This window comes from Rhizobium mongolense USDA 1844, from assembly GCF_000419765.1.
GTDB classification, from domain to species: Bacteria; Pseudomonadota; Alphaproteobacteria; order Rhizobiales; family Rhizobiaceae; genus Rhizobium; species Rhizobium mongolense.
This window is the reverse complement of the sequence record NZ_ATTQ01000004.1, coordinates 1-17,399: the sequence shown is the minus strand read 5'-3', so window position 1 is coordinate 17,399 and position 17,399 is coordinate 1. Positions and strand designations below refer to the sequence as shown.

Genomic DNA, 17,399 nt, shown 5'->3' with positions numbered 1-17,399 from the left:
CGTCTTGTTGTGGCTGCCTGCGTTATCGCCTTGAATGCAGCCGCCGATGATCTACCAGACGTTCTTCAATTCACGATTATGCTCAGAGCCAAAACGGCGTCAATCTCCTGAAATCCGACTTCACTGGCGATTCCGGCAACCGCAATGCACGCAGTCGTCCCGGCGTACCATTCGCAACTTCTTGCGACTGCCAACCCAAATTGGTCTCGAAATAGTGTGCCGCCGTGGCGACCCCTGGCCACCAGTAATCATCGAGAACAACGAGTCCACCGGGCCGTATCACCATCTGCAAGTAATAGAGGTCGATGAATACGTTGTGAAACACATGGCTGCCGTCGACGAACGCCGCATCCGCCGACAACCCCTCTGTGGCAAACCGGGGTAGTGCGATCTGGGATCGTTCCCTCAACAGCGTCGCGATACCGTCCAATTGGGCCGCGCGGATCGCCTTCCAGCCCGCATCGCGAAACTCGCTTTCCTGGAACGGATCGAGAATTAGATGCCGTTTACCGCCGACCGAAATCAGCGCCTCACCGATCGCTAGGGCAGAGCTGCCATAAGCAAGGCCAATCTCTATAACCGTGCCGGGATTTTCGGCAGCCATTACATCACGAATTGCGTCGCAGTCGCGTTCGGGCAGCGTTACCTTTGCGAAATCGTCGACAGTGCGGGCCTGCGAGGGGCCATTATGGCCAGTTTTCGCCGTACTTCTCGGATCGTATCGAGATGTGTCATAGCGGCAACTCTCCCTTCCGTACGCATGGTCTGCCTATCAGAACACCGGAGAAAATTGCAGTCTTGTTTTTAGCGCGATTGCGGGTCTATCGCTGTGGCTTAGACAGAAACGAAGGAAGGCTCCGCGCCTTCGAAATTTGAGGTGAACCTGTTCGTCCACGGCTTATCAGGCGTGTCGCGAGGTTTTTCGATAGTGGCCGACGTCTGTTGACTCTCGGCTCTCGCCGCGACATTCCAATGGGTGTGCTTTTGGTGCCAACTCGGATACGGATGATGTTGTTCAAGATTTCGTCACGCAATATCATCCTGACGATCTTTGTCATGGCTCTGTCGCTAACCGCCGTCTTCCTGTCCGATAAAACAGCTTTCGGTGGCAAAATTGCAAGTTTCCTCGGACCTGAGCCTTTCAAGCTAACGCTTCAGTTTCTGTTGATTACGGTTCTAGGCGGCGCTCTTTCTGCTTTTCTGATGGCGCGTAAGGAGGAAGAGGCCCGCGACGATACTAAGCGCAAGGACAATCAGGCACGCCGGGATACGAGAATTGCCAATCTCCAGGCGCTCGATGGAAAACTCGCAGAAGCCCATCGGCACATGAAGTCGAGCAAACGCCGTCTACGATCACGGCTTGATCGGACTGATCCCAAACGTCCGACAATCGCTAAGAGCGATTTCGAGGAGTGTATGGACCAACTCTTGACTGCCCAGATCGCTGTGGAGGAAATTCAGGACCTGATAGCGACCCGTCGTGATTTGATTAAAAAATCGGACATGGGCCTCATCGATGAGTTTCTACAATACGCTGCCCGCTACTCGCACAACGTGTTCGAGGATTTTGAAAAAGGTAGGGTGAAGCGCGAGGCTGATAGGTTTTTACTAGATGAGGTCGCCGCTCCGAATCTCTATGACTTCCTCATGAAGTCATCAGAATCCGAATTGATTGCAACGCAGCGTGACATCATCAAGGACAAGCACCGAACTTACGAAGACCGTCGCGCGGTATTGGCCATCGTTGAAGGGCAAAGGCTTTTTGGTAAAGTCGCGCTCGAATGTATGCGCCTTGCGTCATCCGAGCTGAAACACCTTATAGATGCTGAACTGGCGCAAGATGAGCGCTCGACCTTGGGCTGAAAGCTACCGGGCCGTAGCCACGTTATTGTCGGCGTTGCGCTTCCATGGCGTCGGAAGCAAAGAGCATTGGGCTCCACCAATGGGTTTCAATCCAAGTCGCGCGAAACCTTCGCAAAAAATATTATTGCTTCTATGTTTGCAATTGCTAATATAAATTGAAACTTGGGAGCGCGACCAATGACTAAGATTGTAATCGCTTGCGTCGTCTACAGCATAATCTTGGGGACCCCCACTACGCTCCCGCGATGGTTTGCTAGTGATGCGCTAGCGCAAGCCTGTCCGAACGGTGTCTGTCCACCTCGGTGAGACGCTACGATGAGTGCCCTGCTCTCCTCAGTTCAGTTCTGGGTCGGCGCTGTACTCCTGATGTGTTTTCAGATTGGCAAGTACGGTGAGCTCAACGATCAAGACGACGACCTCAAACCCTGGTTCGGCGCGATACCGAACCTGCGAGTTCGCCATTTTCTGGGCTTCCAGAAATATTTAGCGACGCTATTGTTGTTCCTTGGGGTAACCTTCCTCGGATATGGTGTTGCGTGTCTTGTTTCTCCTTCCATCATATCCGGGTGGCTGCGAGTCACGACTGACACGACTGCTGCCGACAAAGCGAAGGCATACATTGACTCGGTACCCTACCCGCTCTTTATTGCCGCCGCCTTTATGGGGCTGACCAACCAATCGATCCCAGGATTTTCGAAGATCGCAAATCTGCAGCGCGACATTTTCCATGAACTGGTGGGCGTTCCTCGAATTGTCGCGAACACCGCAACCGATCTTTCGGTGCAACTCTGGGTAAAATTCCCGACCGACGCTGATCGATTGGCCGCGATCGAGCTTTGGGCAAGCCCAAGGTGGGAGACGTCGATACGCGATATAGCAGATCTCTCGTTTTATGACGCCGAACTCAAGCGGCGAACCAGTTCTCTTGTAAATATCCAAAGCAAGTCAGCGTCAGAAGCGTTGGCGCTGTTTCGTGAACTGATTTATGTGATGGCGATCGCGGCGGTGAGAAAAAATGGCGGCGCCGCACTGCGGAGCCTAGCCGCTAAACTGGGTGTGAATCTTCCGCAGAAGCCAAATCCGTTCAAGGGGCTGATACTTGCCGGACTCATATCCGTGGTCATTTTATCGATGCTTTGTTTTGCCGTTCCCATGCTCGGACCGGTCGTTGACGTTCTGAACGGACAGCAACCACTGAAGTTTTGGCCCCAAGGGAACGAGGCTTTGAGGGCATCTAGCATCTATCTCGCCTCTCAGTGCTTCCCGGTGCTCTTGGCTTCTACGCTACTCTTTCTGTTCTTCCAGCCTGAGCGGATGGATGCTGGCATAGGGTCGTCTGTCCGGTCGCTTATCGAAAAACACGCCGGGAAACTGGCGTTGATTATGTTGCTTGTTCTGTTGTTCGATTATGCCCAACTGATTTCCGACTACGGGATCTATAGCCCCGAGATAACGACTTCCCCCACCAAATTCTTCGCTTTGTGGTTCCCCTATAACGTCACCCATTCGATTATTTCGGTGTCGATATGCGTCGTACTGCTCCATTACGTGGGGCACGGCCAAGCCAAGACACCGGGAGTCTCGACTGCCTACATATTGGCCATGATTGCGGTCGCGGCAAGTACAGCATGCTTCTACGCGGTGGTTCGACTGCGATACGATTGGAAGGTAGATTTCGCGGCCGACTACGTCTTAATGATCTGCCTACTTAACGTCGTGGCCGCAATGATCGCGCTTTTCATTTCGCAATCGTTATACTACGGCCGAATTGTAAAACATGAGGATCGGTTGCCGGAAGCGGCGGAACATCTGCCTAAACCTGCTGGCGCGATCGCAATAACTCCTCCGGATCCGTGACGGACACTGCAGCGCCTCCACGAAATTAGCCGCTTGCGTTTCGCATCGTGAGCGTCCGCCGGATACCAGTGGACAAATTTTCAATCCCATGACACCACCTCATCATCAACATCGAGGATCAGTTACGATAGCTGGCTCCGGGACAACGGATCGCTGCTTTGGAGAGCCTGGCTATGCGGGCCGAGGCCGAGGGGCGCACTGCAAAAGATCACTGCATTCACCCTCCAGATTGCCAGAAGTACCGACAAACCAAGGGCTCGAGATCCTGCCACGTCGCTGGTCGTGGATCCAACCCTCGCATGGCTGGGCAGCTGCTGAAGACTGGCAAAGGATTGGGAGAAATAGATCGCTCCGCAGAGGCATGGATCAACATCGCCCACATCCGCATCCTAACCAGCCGCCTCGCAAGATATTACTCTTATTGAATTCTTTTCGAGTCAGTCTCTAACAGCCACCGGCCGAAAAGCTATGCGCATCTACATCAATCTAGTTATTACTTGAGGAAATCTTTAGCTTGCTTTATTTTAGATTTAACTAAATAAACTGAAAATTGTACGAACCAAAGGAGAGGGGAATGGAAAGGCAATATTCGGCTTCAAGTAAAGGTTTACTTTTTCTGAAAGAATGGGGTGGTATCGGCACTCTCGTGATTGCTCTGCTCTATACATTCCCCAAGGATGTGTGGAAAGAAATTACTGGCAGGGAGGAACGAGCCCGCGTAGCGGAGGAAAATGCTATCTTAGCTGTCAGGCGGACGCTAGCAGATATGGCAGCCCTCAGGGCAGAGAAAGCCTCGCGAATATCACAGTCCACCGATCCGCGATATCAAAATGAAATTGTGGGTGCGTACGATATAAGAATTTATAACTTAATATATACGCAGAAAGATGAATTTAAGGAGCGCTGGCATAAGCTTAGATCATCAGAATTATATATGCTCGGCAGTAGTCTTGCATTGATAGGTGAAGTTGGTGAGGCTCAATTTTACTATGATAAAGCTATAGAGGCAGCAATATCTGAAAAACGTCCTGACAATATAACAACTATATATAGGGAAAAGGGAAATTCTTTATTCATGGATACTCCATATCAAGATAAGGAGAATGCAAGAGTAGCATATGTCAAAGCATTAACTTCACTGTCTGGCGATAAAAGGTCCTCTTCACCCTATCTGTACGTGACGCATTTGTCAGAGCTTGTAGGTTTTGAGATATTATACGGAGATTGGCAATGTGGTATGTCAAAGAGGGCTTACGTTAATTCGCTGTATGAGGCGTTAGGCAAGAACAATCCCGCTTTAAGTAGTTACTATCAAATGTTCAGCGGAATAAACTCTCGATTTCGGCCAGGGAAGGGTTGCACCTGGAAAATTCCGGCTCATTTTGCACTTAGTTCCTTGGTGACTCCCCCAAACTGAACAGCCTTACGCTCCAGATGGTGGCATGTATCATGACCTTCTGCTGATAGGCGCGTGCACCGTGCGCGTGGTCGACGAACAGTCGCACTAGCTAGACCGTAAACCGAGCAAAGCTCGCTGAAGGCCTACCCCGCAGCAGGTGTAAGGCTCAGATCTGGCTAATTGCTTGACTGATCGCCCTCGACTTTCCCTGGTGCTCCCGGAATTTCCAGGATGATCCGTGCGCAAACTCGTCGCCCCTGCCCGTCGGCGGACGGAATTCATTGCGCTGCACGATGGACGTCTATCGGAAGCGAGGAAGGTAGTTCGAGGATCGCCGCCGCCACAGCTTACGGGCCGTCCACTGCGTCCAGACCAAGCACACCGTTCCGTCAGTTGCAGGCAATGACAGAGCTGCATTGTCCATTCTATTGCTCGATGTAGATCAGATACACCATAAGCGTGAATATCCCCTTGTGCAATAGTACCATTCGTATATGTTGACGCCAATATATACTGTGAGGGGGTCATGGGTTTGTTGGGGAGAGCTGCACTTCGCGGCATGGTTATTCTGTGCCTAGTTGTAAGTGGGTGCGCGAATAGAGGCCACGTCGAGTTTCAGGCGTACTCAACTGCGTTTGATCTTCAATATCAGCAAGCTGACAAAATTCTTGAGCGCCTCGCGATTGCGGAGCGCAGGAACTACAAGATCGCGTATCCAAATGACCCGCTAAAGTTCGATTACAGTCGTGCTGCATACTATCTCGACACGGTCGAGCCACCGCTCACAGCTTCACTGCGTAAATCGCTTTTGACTATCCAGGCATACAATGCAGCGCTGCTGTCTCTTGCCAACGGAGAATCCGCCGACGCATATGTCGCAAAGGTCGCCGCCGCGATATCGGACGCGACAGCTGCTGTAGCTGCCTCTCAGATCGCCTTCAAGGGACCGGGTCAAACCAAAGCGGCCGAAGCGCTCGTTGCATCCGTTGGAAACCAGTTGGCCTTTGCTGTGCCTGGATTAAGGACGGCTGCGAACCTTCGCGGGCAGCAAGCATTTCGCATGCTTCTCCAGGAAACCCATCCATATATGGAGAAAGCCCTCGCGACTTTGATCAAGGGCACCCCCACCTTTTACGAAGTGCTGGCGTTCGCAAAAGGGAAGACTTCGGGGCGACCGGGAGACCCGTATACGAGTGACGATATCAAGGCACTTGAGAACGAACAGGCTGAATTGGCGGGTTGGGTTCTCACGCTGGAGGCAACCCGTAAGGCGCTAAACGCCGCTGCTAACGCGGCCGCTAGTCGTGCTGACATAAACATTACGGTCCTTGCAGCTAGCGCTTCAGACATGAAGGTCCTGGCCGAGCAACTTAAGGCGGCCAGGCTGAGCAGGGGAGCGAAGCAATGAGCGATAATCTAGCGGAATGGCGTCGACTGAGAATTGAGCTAGGAGCCATATATGACTCGGCCGAAGGGCGCGGCGATAAAGACGCAATGAGACGCGCAGAAGAATTGACCCGACAAGCGGATCAAGCGATGGCGAGGGCTAGCCTAGAAGACCTAAGAGGAGTTGCAGAAGAACTGGCGGATATCACCAAAGACATTGAAAAGGCCACGTCCATTGCAAAACAGTGGTCTCCTTTTCAGGACATCGAGAACGAAATTCGACGCTCGTTCCGAGGAGATGTCGCAGACAACGACTACCTCGACGAGAGTCCGGAACCGGACAGCGCTCCATCTATGCCCGCAGACGCCTCATCGGTTCCTGTTGTTTCGCACAAGTGGAGCGAAAACTATCAGACGTTGTGGGACACAATGACTGTCTCCGATGCTTGGAAGGAGATGGCGACAGGCATTGTCACGAAACTGGTGAAAAACCAAAGCCGGTATGCGGCTGTTGTAGCAGGTACGACGATACCGTGGTGGTTTATCGCCGTCGTTCACTCGATGGAAGCCGGAATGAACTTCAATCGACATCTCCATAACGGCGACCCCCTAACCTCTCGAACGGTTCGGGAGCCGAAGAATCTTCCGGTTGTTCCCGACCCGCCATATTCATGGGAGGTTAGCGCTGAAGATTCCCTTCGCTACGAGAGATTGGACAAAGTAACAGATTGGTCGCTTCCAAGCGTGCTTTATCACTGGCACAGATACAATGGTATCGGGAATGAGTACAAGCGTCGGGGCATTCCCACCCCATATCTGTGGAGCGGATCGCAGCACTATGTCAAAGGCAAGTACGTAAGGGACCACGAATTCGACCCCAACGCTCGGTCCGATCAGGTCGGTGCGGCCGTCCTCCTGAAAGTCATGATTGACATGAATGTGGTCCAGCCGTTCAAGGTCGGCGGGCAGCTGAAGTCCAACCCTAAAACTGCGGCAGGAGACGCCCGGGTACTTGAACTCAGCCTGAAGGACGGATGGGCTTCTTATGTCAAGACCGAACTCACCGTACCCAAAGGCGTTGTGCAGGGCACGAAAGACGACAGCGGGCAGCTTGGTGTTCGCCGTCTGCAAGAATGGCTGACTGTTGCCAATTTCGTGACCCCGGTCGACGGCGATTTCGGTAATTCGACGCAATCGCAGTTAGCCAAGTTTAAGATAGCAAATGGACGCGCCGCCGACGCTTCATTGAATGACGAGCTTTGGTCGCTCCTAACGGCTCCAATGCTTCGGGCCCTCGCTCCCGTTGGCTTCAGCTCCACAACACCGTTGGAAGAGGCGGTTCTGCGCGTGGCTGCGCAACACATCGCGCAACAGCCTTGCGAGCTGGGCGGCGATAATTGTGGCCCCTGGGTCCGGCTCTACATGGCTGGCAAGCAAGGCAAAGACTGGAAGTGGTGTGCAGGCTTCGTCTGTTTCATCGTTTTCCAGGCGGCTAAGGAACTTGGCCTGCCAATGCCATTCCCGAGACAGGTTGGCGTCGATGCTCTCGTGCAAGACGCCAAGAATACCGGCAGGTTCATTAAGGGAACTTCTCTGTCATCAGCGGCTGCCCGACGCTCCAAGGTCAGGCCCGGGAGCCTATTCGTCATTCGGGAGACAGAGAATGACTGGACCCATGTCGGTATCGTACTCAACGTCAACGATACGACCATTGACACGCTTGAAGGTAACACGGGTGGCAGCGGCGGCGTTGACGGAGCCGATGCTCGCCGCCTGAACCGAAGCGTAGACGGCAAAGATTTCATCAGCCTGTTTTGATTGGGGGTGTGAAATGCAACTGGGAACTTTCTTAGAGGTCGGAATCAGCCTTGCAGTGATGTACGCAATGCTCGGACTGATGTGCACGACCGCCAATGAGCTGCTCGCGACCTTTCTGAAATTTCGCAGCAACAATCTGAAAGGCGCTATTCTCCAACTCATCGACAATCAACAACTGTACCGGAGCTTCTATAATCACGGGATCATCAAATCCGAACTTGAAATGACTGCAAAGCAGCCGGTCCGCACCAGGCAGCCTGATAGTAGCCAACTCCAGAATGCGGTACCGAATCCCGCCAATGACCCCGGTGACGCTAAGAAACCAGTGGGAAAAGATGCTCCAGGCAAGCACACGTCCTACATAGACAGCAATACGTTTGCGTTAGCACTGCTCGACAGTCTCGACACGTCAAAGCCCATCACAACCGTGCAGGAAGCCTTGGATATCGCCAACAAGCTTCCGCAATCGAACGTTCGAGACATCATGTTGAACGCGTTAAACGACGCAGGACATGACTTGCAGAAAGCCCGAGACAGTATCGCCATCTGGTTTGACGGGACGATGGATCGCCTTACCGGTCAATACAAACGAGACATGCAGAAGGTCACACTCTTGCTGGGTCTCCTTTTGGCAATCCTCCTGAACGCCGACAGTTTCGCGGTAACCCGAGAGCTTTGGAGAAACAGCACTATTCGGACTGAGGTCGTGCAGAAGGCAGCCAATCTTCCAGCTAACGAGATAACGAAAACCTGCGCAAACGAGCCCGAAAACCAACAAGAAACATGCGGCATCAAATTATTAAACAAGCGCTTGGCTGACCTTGCGCCTCTACCGCTAGGGTGGGACTTGAACGCCATTACAGCTGACAGTGGCGGACTTCTTTTCCTGCTTCTGAAGATTCCAGGTCTTTTAGTAACCGCATTGGCGATTTCACTAGGTGCGCCGTTCTGGTTCGACCTCCTGCAAAAATTCATTGACATCCGTGGCACTGGGAAGAAACCGGAGCCGAAAGAAAAAGGCTGACCCATTCAATTTGAGGTCCCGCTCGTCGTTTATCATAAAGCCTGCTACGACTCCGGTGGCTTTGCGCTGTAGAAGTAAATCAGGGGTCGCTATCGTCGGACAGAGTGAAGTTGACCTCGCTGACGCGAGTATCCGACAAGAAGCGCGTCGCTCTCGATCCACTGCGGCACCCGGATTTTGCGGCCCGTGGCCAACTGGTCATGAACGAAGTCCATTGCCCAGACATGGTTGGAATGGGTCGCCTCCGTGCGGCCCGCCCGACGCGTCGCTTTGACGCGACGCTTGGGAACTTTGTTACGAAGCTGAAGGTCCATCTCCTTGTAAGGCGATAGATTCGCTTCGGATTAACCGGCCACCCGTCGCGCTTAAGCAGGATGTGAACGCACCGCTAGCCGTGACCGCACCCGCGTCTGGCAGATGTCCTTGATCTTCAGCTTCAGTTCGGCCTGCTCGCCGCGCCTGGACTTGTAGACATAAAGCGAGCGAGCGATCTTCAACACCGGAACATGCACGGGGGATCGACCTTCCAGTCCACCTTGATCGTGTTGACAAACCTGCGCTTGCGGACAGGCCTCAAAGCTTCCTTGACAGAGCGTCCTGGAGCATGGCTTTATCCAGCGACAGATCGGCGACGATCCGCTTCAGCTTGGCGTTCTCCTCTTCAAGGCTAACGCAGCCGCTTCATCTCCGACGGCAGCAGTCCGGCATATCTCTTGCGCCACTTGTAAAAGGTCGCGCCGAAATACCTGCCTTGCGGCAGACCTCACCGACCGGCGTCCCGTCCTCCGCCTGCTTCAGCACGAACGCGATCTGCGCGTCCGAAGACTTCGATGCTTTCATGGAATTCTCCGTCTTCTTCCCCGCAAGGATCATAAATGGAAAATTCCAGGTCTGAATGGTCTAATTTAACGGGGGCAGGTCATCCAGACCCAAGGGAAGATCGTGCGCTCGCATCAAGATCCGGCTTGCAACACGCACAGCAAGCTGCCTAGTTCAACAAACAGACGGGCAAGAAACTCCAATCCCACAAAAGGAAACTATCGCGAACACTACTGCGCTTGCGGTGCCGCGTCGCTGTTGTCCGAAGTGTCGAGTTCGATCAGACCGCGCTCATGCATTCGCCGTAACAAGGCAACGGCGCCAATCTGCTTCGAAACAGCGTTTGAGTCGAACAGGCTGTCGGCGATGTAGGACCCCTTCGTGTATCCGCTCGTAAATGACCACAGGTAGGGCGAAGAGACACCTCTCCGCTGATAACCGGTGCCGTTATACCGTTCAATCGCGGTGAGAACGGAAGCAATATTGGCTGAATTCAGGTTTTGCAGACGTGAGTTCTTAAGGCCATCTATCGCACTCTCTTCCCAGGTAAAGGGCGGCTTGCCGCCCGCTGGGTGTCCCATCGGAGCGTTTACCGTTCGAGCGGCAAGGGGATCACCATTAATCAAATGCACATTAAAGCTCCCGCCCGACTCCATCCACCAGATAATGCCGACCACATACCAAGGTGTGTTGATAGCATTCCCCACCAAGACAAATCGATCACGCGCGGCCTGGATGCGATCAACGGCAGCATCGATGGATGAGAGAGCATCTTGATTAAGCGTGACGAGCCAAAACGCACGCTCGTATTCAGATGGCGAGATAACTGCTGCAGGAGTAGCCCCGCTCGACGGCAGCACCGGAAGATATTTCTGCGCCGCCTTCCTCAGACTCCCATCGGCGTCCGGAATGAGGCCTCCTTCTACAAAAAACATGATGTTACGATTGGATATTTGCGCGTCGCTTGAGGCGATGGCTTGCAAGATCAGGTTAGCTTTCGCCTTCTCGCGTTCAACGTCAATGGCAAGTTGAGCCTTGAGCGATTCCTGAGAGAGCGCGGTGCGGGCGTTATAGGACGCCAATCCGATATTCCCCGCCAATGTAAGAATACCTCCAATAAGCAAAACGGTGACTTGATCCGGCTTGAACCATGGCGTCGTTGCCGGAGGATTGCTTGCTTTCGCCGCAGTGTGCTTTAACTCGGCAAGCTTGGCTTTTGCTTCTTCGCGGCGGACGCTGAGTTCGAGTTGTCCCACATCAAAGTCCCCGTCTGATGCCGGAGCGCCTTGCTTCTCGCTCATTCCATTCCTCATTCTGTTCGTCACACGGAAACCGGGTGCGGTTCAACGCGCGATGGCCCATATTTCGGGCCTATACACGGCCAGTTAGCAAGGATGCGTGTTACGCCGACGATCCAACGCAAATCCTTGGTCAGCCAAGCTGCCGCTAGTCTAAAACTGCTGAGATGTGCGCCAAGCTACTTTGCATGGCAAAGCCACGCACATAGCTCGGCTAAACGTCTCATGGGTCGGCCTTGAGCCGTCAACTTTTAAGATCGAGGCGAAGAACCACCTCGCTCCAATCTGGCGCGTCTAACTCTAGATTTACTTGCGGGGGATCGTGAACGCAATAGAGTTGGAGGTGACACCGTCGCACTCGACTCGAAAAGCCACAGCAACATCAGACGTCGGTATCGGCAGTCTATTGATCGATAGGGTCTCATCGGATGCCGCCCTCCCCGCTTCGATTCTGAACTTTGGGGCATAGATTTCATCCTCAATGTACACGCTGGCATACTGGTCGGTACCGAGGAAATTGTAACTGCATATAGTTTCGCGCCGACGCTTCTTTAATAAGACGCGAAAATTGATATGAACTAAGTATTCCTCAACTGTCGGCTTAAGCACTGGCCCGGCAACGCCCACAGTTGTGAACGACACTTTGTTGACGGCAATGCGCACGCTCGGATCGAGAAAAAAGCTCTCCCACAGACCTATCATCCTGTCAGAGTTAACAATCAAGGTTACCGCAGCGACGCCTACCGCAGCCGCACCAACAGCAGCGAACCGCTTCCACCACGGCCAGCGTGACCGTTGCCTAGACGCAATGCGTATCGTCATATTTCGTCCATTTGCAAAACTCCTACGACCGAGCGAACTCAATCCCCTCAACCATGTGACGCCTTAGAGGTCAACCGAGGTAGACTGCATCACCATTATAATGCCGCACAAGGATGATCACCGCGCAGGATCGCAGTGGACGCATCAGGGCACCAATTATCACCAGGGTATTTCCTCACAGGCCATGACTGACGGAGTTGCCGAGGGGACCATGTAAAATCTCCAATATTTTTCATCAAACTTAGCGTCTACGTTGTCCATATATAGCATCTCCTCCGGCGGCACGAACTTCAGAGGAATTATTAAATTCACTACACATTCTCCCCCAGATTTATTTTTCACAGTTGTATGGAACTTGAAATGAGCGCTGATCTCTGCGTAAAATTTACTCAAAACATCGTAGTCATTTACTCTTCTTTTCTTAATTGCAATCAGGCCAACCCCTTCCGATTCCATGGAATCTGACATTACAAGCATTGTCCGCAGATTAGCCTGCGACTTGAATTGGAAGCCGTAGGAGTAATAAGGGGCTATAAGCTCCACCCACCACTTGCCCGACACACCCTGCGGCGCACATAGCCCACAGCCCAACGAATCAAAATCCACTAGAGTTTCAGAATTTATTTTGGCAAGCTCATCCGTTGAACGTATAATAATACCAGCATTCGTAGAATTCAAAGTAAACTTATTTGTGACGACATCTGGAACGTGCACAACACCACTCGCTATCTCCCCGTCTATTCCATCGTACGGTATTAAACCAACAAATTTCTCTGGGTTCTTACTGGTTGGAAATGGCAAATCTATTATAAACTTGCCACTTATTTCCGCGTCTAAGTCTAAATTTTGAATTGATAGTGATTTCTTTATCATATATAATTGATTTGAAGCAATCTCAAGCTTGGCATCGTATCTTTTTTCATTTTCTGCAGCAATAAGTGAACTACTATATCCTCTATACTCATTAACAGCAACTAACAACAATGTACCGAAAGCTATAGCTAATTTTGCCGCTCCCCACTTTGTCAAGCGCCGCCACCACGGCATGCCATTATGACAATTATCGTCATGTAATGTCTTGGTGTCAGACAATCCAATTACTGCAAGAGAAAATGCGAATAAGGCCAACATTACCTTTATTAGTAAAGATATCACCTGAAACCCCTTACCGAACGGAGCAAACCTCATGCGCAATACTTCAGGAAATATTACCACGCCCTCACAATACCCGAAAGCTCGAATGCTCCGGAGGATGAGAGCTGCACCCTTGGCTATGGCTCTTACCGGTGCCTGAGGCAGAACCGGCCGGATTATTTTGCAGAGGTTGCGGATGTTGGTGACGCCCTTATCCGGTTCCATCCGGATCAGCATATCCATATCGACTGGCTTGCCCTTCTGCCGCAATTTCTCTGCCGGGGGCATCGACCGCGCTTGATCACGAAAAAGGGCGAAGGGGGTTCATCTGATAGGCGGCCATCAGGTTAATCAGGCTCTCGGCGTCTTGAGCCCACTTGCTAACCCAGTCCTTGTCCTCCTTGCGGTAGAGATTGCACATTAATCGCAAAGACCTCCATTTCGCGTTGAGCCAGCGTAATCTTTGAGCGCTACGCTGGCCATCCCCAAGCGGCAAGACGGGGCGAACCACGGCGCAGTCTTCAGCTGACGGGCCGCTATTGGTGACCAATATTTGAGGTGTGAGCCGGTTCGAATTTTGATATAGAGGAATGGTTCAGTAGGGGAAACTGTCGACCGGATGGTGTCCGCCCTTCAGAAAGAGGGGAGCGATATTCGGTTTCTTGATCGGGGCGGGGCTAATTCACGTCAGTTGAGCGAACCGGCCCCTACTTCCCCGTCGCGGGCACGACACGGGCTTGGCGCGATGAAAGAGGCGGACACGCCAGCAAAGCATTCCGAATTTCGGCTGGCAGCTTTTCAAGGGCAATTGTTGAGAGCGTTCGAAACCCTATGTCCGCGTGTAAAGAGCCTGAGCCACCGAAAATTTCGTCAGCTCTTATTGTTAAAGGGATTTTGTGTATATCGTCATAAAATCCGCCGCCCTTAAGCGATACGCGTTCCGCCGGAAGATGCCCAGGCTGTCCAGAGACAGTAGCATACCCGGAATACCCAATGACAATACTAGAACTTTGTTCAGCAACTCTTTCAACACACCATTCCCAAACGTTTCCAATCATATCGGTGATCCCCAAACTGTTTCTCTATCTACGGCGCCGACGCACTTTGATGTTGACTCAGCATTGAAGTGAATTCGCTTTTGAACATCAAAAAATTCCTCAGGCCGGTGTAGCTTATGGTCCCCGAATGCGGCTATGTCCCAAATGTCACTGGTCGGAAGCGATACGATAAGTTTGCTATCGACCAAAGCGAGCGCTTTGCAGTAGCGAAGGGCATCATGAACATCTAAGCCGATGACAGGCTGATGCGGATGACAAAACCTGGGATCGTCAAACACATCGATAGTTTGTTTTTCCCAGTCCTCTGCAATGAAACGCCGAACTTTGAGGGGAGGAAAGTTATATCGAGTTTGTTGCTTTTGTAGCCGTTGGTATGCCTCGATGGTTACTGGATATTTCCCGTAACCCCACGGTGAGGGCCGTCTTGTGATGTGAGGCGGAACGTTGGATGTCCTAGTGCAAGCACTAGGAATAGTCCTATGACCATGCAGCAAATCGAAGTGATCACCTCTGTGGAGCGCCGTCGTCGCTGGTCTCGCGCAGAGAAGGAGCGGCTGGTTGCGGCCTGCCTCGAGCCGAATGCCAGCGTATCTGAGATTGCCCGGTCGGCAGGCATCCACGCGGGTCAGTTGTTCCGGTGGCGCAAAGAACTCTGCCAGGTCTCACCGCCGCCAGCGCGGCAGTTTATTCCCGTAGAAGTCGCGGCCTTGCCTGCGCCTGATCCGGTGGAGACAACACTGCCACCTCGACCGCGCAAGAAGATAAGCATTGTGACGATCGAGCTTGGCCGCGGCCGGCGCATTCGTGTGGAGAGCGATGTCGATACTGAAGCGCTCGCTCGGATCCTCGACGTGGTCGAGCGGCGATGATCCCGGTTCCGAGCGGCGTTAAGGTCTGGCTGGCGACCGGACACACAGACATGAGGAAAGGCTTCCCCGGCTTGTCGTTGATGGTGCAGGAGACGCTGAAGGGGGATCCGCATTGCGGCCACCTATTCTGCTTCCGTGGGCGTCGGGGCGGGCTGATCAAGGTGATCTGGCACGACGGCCAAGGTGCCTGTCTGTTCACGAAGAAGCTGGAGCGCGGCCGCTTCATATGGCCGTCAGCGGCTGACGGCACGGTGGTCATAACTCCTGCACAGCTCGGCTATCTGCTTGAAGGGATTGACTGGCGAATGCCGCAAAAAACCTGGCGTCCAAGCTCGGCTGGGTAGCGGAAATGGCTGGAAAGGCAAGACCGAATATGATTCCATCTGGTCATGACCGAAGCGGCCGATCAGCTTCCCGACGACCTTGCCAGCGCTCACGCGATGATCCTCGCCGAGCGCGCCGCCCGTCGTGAAGCCGAGGCTGTTGCTGCTCGTGCGCAAGCTGTGAACTCCCATTCCGATGCGCTGATTGCCCGGCTGAGACTGGAGATCGAGAAGCTCAAGCGCGACATCCATGGCAGCCGCTCGGAGCGAAAGGCCCGCCTTCTCGAACAGATGGAATTGCAGCTCGAAGAGCTGGAGGCCGACGCCAGCCAGGACGAACTGGCCGCGGAGATTGCGGCACGATCATCGACAGTCAAAACCTTTGAGCGCAAGCGTCCATCGCGCAAACCGTTTCCGGAGCATCTGCCGCGCGAGCGCGTTGTGATTGCCGCTCCTCAAAGCTGCCCCTGCTGCGGCTCGGCCAAATTGTCAAAGCTGGGCGAGGACATCACTGAGACCCTGGAAGTGATCCCGCGCCAGTGGAAAGTCATCCAGACGGTGCGCGAGAAGTTCTCGTGCCGAGAATGCGAGAAGATCGCCCAGCCGCCAGCCCCGTTCCATGTGACACCGCGCGGCTTCGCGGGGCCGAACCTTTTGGCCATGATCCTGTTTGAGAAGTTCGGCCAACACCAGCCGCTGAATAGGCAAAGCGAGCGTTATGCCCGAGAAGGCATCGACCTCAGCCTTTCGACACTCGCCGACCAGGTCGGTGCCTGCGCCGCGATCTTGAAGCCCTTGCACCGATTGATAGAAGCGCACGTCCTTTCCGCCGAGCGGCTGCATGGCGACGACACCACGGTGCCGATCCTGGCGAGGGGAAAAACCGAAACTGGCCGCATATGGACTTATGTCAGGGATGACCGGCCGTTCGGCGGAACATCGCCACCGGCAACCCTCTATTATGCCTCGCGAGATCGTCGCCAGGAGCATCCCGAGAGGCATCTCAAGACCTTCACCGGCATTCTGCAGGCAGATGCATATGGCGGCTACAACCCGCTCTTCAAGTCGGAGCGTGCTTCCGGTCCATTGACGCAGGCGCTTTGCTGGGCTCACTCGCGCCGCAAGTTCTTCGTCCTGGCTGACATTGCAACGAACGCCAAGCGCGGAAAAAATGCGACGCCGATCTCGCCAGTGGCGCTTGAGGCTGTGAGGCGGATCGATGCACTGTTTGATATCGAGCGCGACATCAAAGGACTTTCTGTCAACGAACGCTTGCAGCGGCGTCACAAGGACAGCCGCCCCCTCATCGACGAGCTTGAGGCTTGGCTGCGAGGCGAACGGGGAAAACTATCGCGCAGCTCACCTGTCACCGAGCCGATCGATTACATGCTCAAGCGCTGGGACGGCTTCACATCCTTCCTCAGCGACGGCAGGATTTGCCTGACCAACAATGCGGCTGAACGAGCCCTGCGCGGCTTCGCTCTCGGCAGAAAATCGTGGCTCTTTGCAGGTTCCGATCGCGGTGCAGATCGTGCTGCCTTCATGGCGACGATGATCATGACGGCAAAGCTCAACGACATTGATCCTCAGGCCTGGCTGGCTGATGTCTTGTCTAATATTGCGGATATGCCGGTCACGAGGCTTGAAGAATTGCTCCCATGGAATTGGAGCCCGCCGACCGCAGCAGCCCACGAAGCTGCCTGATATGCGGCCTTCACCGTATGCTTAC

14 protein-coding genes and 4 pseudogenes are annotated in these 17,399 nt (G+C 53.4%); 10 read left to right on the top strand and 8 right to left on the bottom strand.

Annotated elements, in window-relative coordinates:
- Window positions 1-82 precede the first annotated feature (82 nt).
- Window positions 83-604 carry a class I SAM-dependent methyltransferase gene (locus A3C3_RS41340; RefSeq protein ID WP_198019857.1) on the bottom strand — a complete coding sequence of 174 codons (522 nt, stop codon included), beginning with the start codon at window positions 602-604 and terminating at the stop codon, window positions 83-85.
- A 404-nt stretch (window positions 605-1,008) separates the two neighbouring features.
- On the opposite strand from A3C3_RS41340, the gene A3C3_RS0108040 reads away from it, so the two are divergent.
- The 7 genes and pseudogenes from A3C3_RS0108040 (at window position 1,009) to A3C3_RS0108010 (ending at window position 9,347) form a co-directional block, all read left to right on the top strand.
- Window positions 1,009-1,863: a hypothetical protein gene (locus A3C3_RS0108040; protein ID WP_022714089.1), complete on the top strand. Its 855-nt coding sequence runs from the start codon at window positions 1,009-1,011 to the stop codon at window positions 1,861-1,863.
- Window positions 1,864-2,178: 315 nt separating this feature from the next.
- Window positions 2,179-3,720: a hypothetical protein gene (locus tag A3C3_RS0108035; RefSeq protein WP_022714088.1), complete on the top strand. Its 1,542-nt coding sequence runs from the start codon at window positions 2,179-2,181 to the stop codon at window positions 3,718-3,720.
- Between the two features lie 157 nt (window positions 3,721-3,877).
- Window positions 3,878-4,145, top strand: a pseudogene (locus A3C3_RS48540) (transposase); the annotation flags it as partial.
- A 149-nt stretch (window positions 4,146-4,294) separates the two neighbouring features.
- Complete coding sequence (locus A3C3_RS0108030; protein ID WP_022714087.1) at window positions 4,295-5,137, top strand: hypothetical protein; 843 nt, start codon at window positions 4,295-4,297, stop codon at window positions 5,135-5,137.
- Window positions 5,138-5,645: 508 nt separating this feature from the next.
- Entirely contained in the window at window positions 5,646-6,527 is an 882-nt protein-coding gene (locus A3C3_RS0108025) for a hypothetical protein (protein WP_022714086.1), read from the top strand.
- A complete protein-coding gene (locus A3C3_RS42540) occupies window positions 6,524-8,323 on the top strand; it encodes a CHAP domain-containing protein (protein WP_022714085.1) in 1,800 nt (599 codons plus the stop codon). The genes A3C3_RS0108025 and A3C3_RS42540 overlap by 4 nt, the downstream gene beginning before the upstream one ends.
- A 13-nt stretch (window positions 8,324-8,336) precedes the next feature.
- Window positions 8,337-9,347, top strand: coding sequence for a hypothetical protein (locus tag A3C3_RS0108010; RefSeq protein WP_022714084.1), 1,011 nt, complete (start codon window positions 8,337-8,339; stop codon window positions 9,345-9,347).
- A 167-nt stretch (window positions 9,348-9,514) separates the two neighbouring features.
- Here the strand turns inward: A3C3_RS0108010 and A3C3_RS46825 are convergent.
- The 7 genes and pseudogenes from A3C3_RS46825 to A3C3_RS48520 all read right to left on the bottom strand — a co-directional run.
- Window positions 9,515-10,187 (bottom strand): annotated as a pseudogene (locus A3C3_RS46825) (transposase); the annotation flags it as partial.
- A gap of 209 nt (window positions 10,188-10,396) precedes the next feature.
- Window positions 10,397-11,467: a hypothetical protein gene (locus A3C3_RS42530; RefSeq protein WP_022714081.1), complete on the bottom strand. Its 1,071-nt coding sequence runs from the start codon at window positions 11,465-11,467 to the stop codon at window positions 10,397-10,399.
- A 303-nt stretch (window positions 11,468-11,770) separates the two neighbouring features.
- On the bottom strand, window positions 11,771-12,286 hold the full coding sequence (locus A3C3_RS0107990; RefSeq protein ID WP_022714080.1) for a hypothetical protein: 516 nt from the start codon (window positions 12,284-12,286) through the stop codon (window positions 11,771-11,773).
- Window positions 12,287-13,606: 1,320 nt separating this feature from the next.
- A pseudogene (locus tag A3C3_RS48535) lies at window positions 13,607-13,699 on the bottom strand (SOS response-associated peptidase); the annotation flags it as partial.
- Between the two features lie 43 nt (window positions 13,700-13,742).
- Window positions 13,743-13,841, bottom strand: a pseudogene (locus A3C3_RS48530) (SOS response-associated peptidase); the annotation flags it as partial.
- A 286-nt stretch (window positions 13,842-14,127) separates the two neighbouring features.
- On the bottom strand, window positions 14,128-14,493 hold the full coding sequence (locus A3C3_RS48525; RefSeq protein WP_145611800.1) for an SUMF1/EgtB/PvdO family nonheme iron enzyme: 366 nt from the start codon (window positions 14,491-14,493) through the stop codon (window positions 14,128-14,130).
- Window positions 14,475-14,972: an SUMF1/EgtB/PvdO family nonheme iron enzyme gene (locus tag A3C3_RS48520; protein WP_167521939.1), complete on the bottom strand. Its 498-nt coding sequence runs from the start codon at window positions 14,970-14,972 to the stop codon at window positions 14,475-14,477. Before A3C3_RS48520 ends, A3C3_RS48525 begins: the two co-directional genes overlap by 19 nt.
- Here A3C3_RS48520 and tnpA point away from each other — a divergent pair.
- Genes tnpA through tnpC form a run of 3 tightly spaced genes read left to right on the top strand, consistent with a single transcriptional unit; the run spans window position 14,958 to window position 17,374 of the window.
- The gene (gene tnpA, locus A3C3_RS0107975; protein WP_022714077.1) at window positions 14,958-15,347 is read left to right on the top strand and encodes an IS66-like element accessory protein TnpA; all 390 of its coding nucleotides are present in this window, start codon (window positions 14,958-14,960) and stop codon (window positions 15,345-15,347) included. The genes A3C3_RS48520 and tnpA overlap by 15 nt on opposite strands.
- Window positions 15,344-15,691 (top strand): IS66 family insertion sequence element accessory protein TnpB, encoded by a 348-nt coding sequence (gene tnpB, locus A3C3_RS0107970; RefSeq protein ID WP_022714076.1) that lies wholly within the window; start codon window positions 15,344-15,346, stop codon window positions 15,689-15,691. Before tnpA ends, tnpB begins: the two co-directional genes overlap by 4 nt.
- Window positions 15,692-15,736: 45 nt before the next feature.
- Window positions 15,737-17,374, top strand: coding sequence for an IS66 family transposase (gene tnpC, locus A3C3_RS0107965; RefSeq protein WP_022714075.1), 1,638 nt, complete (start codon window positions 15,737-15,739; stop codon window positions 17,372-17,374).
- The last annotated feature ends 25 nt before the right edge of the window (window positions 17,375-17,399 follow it).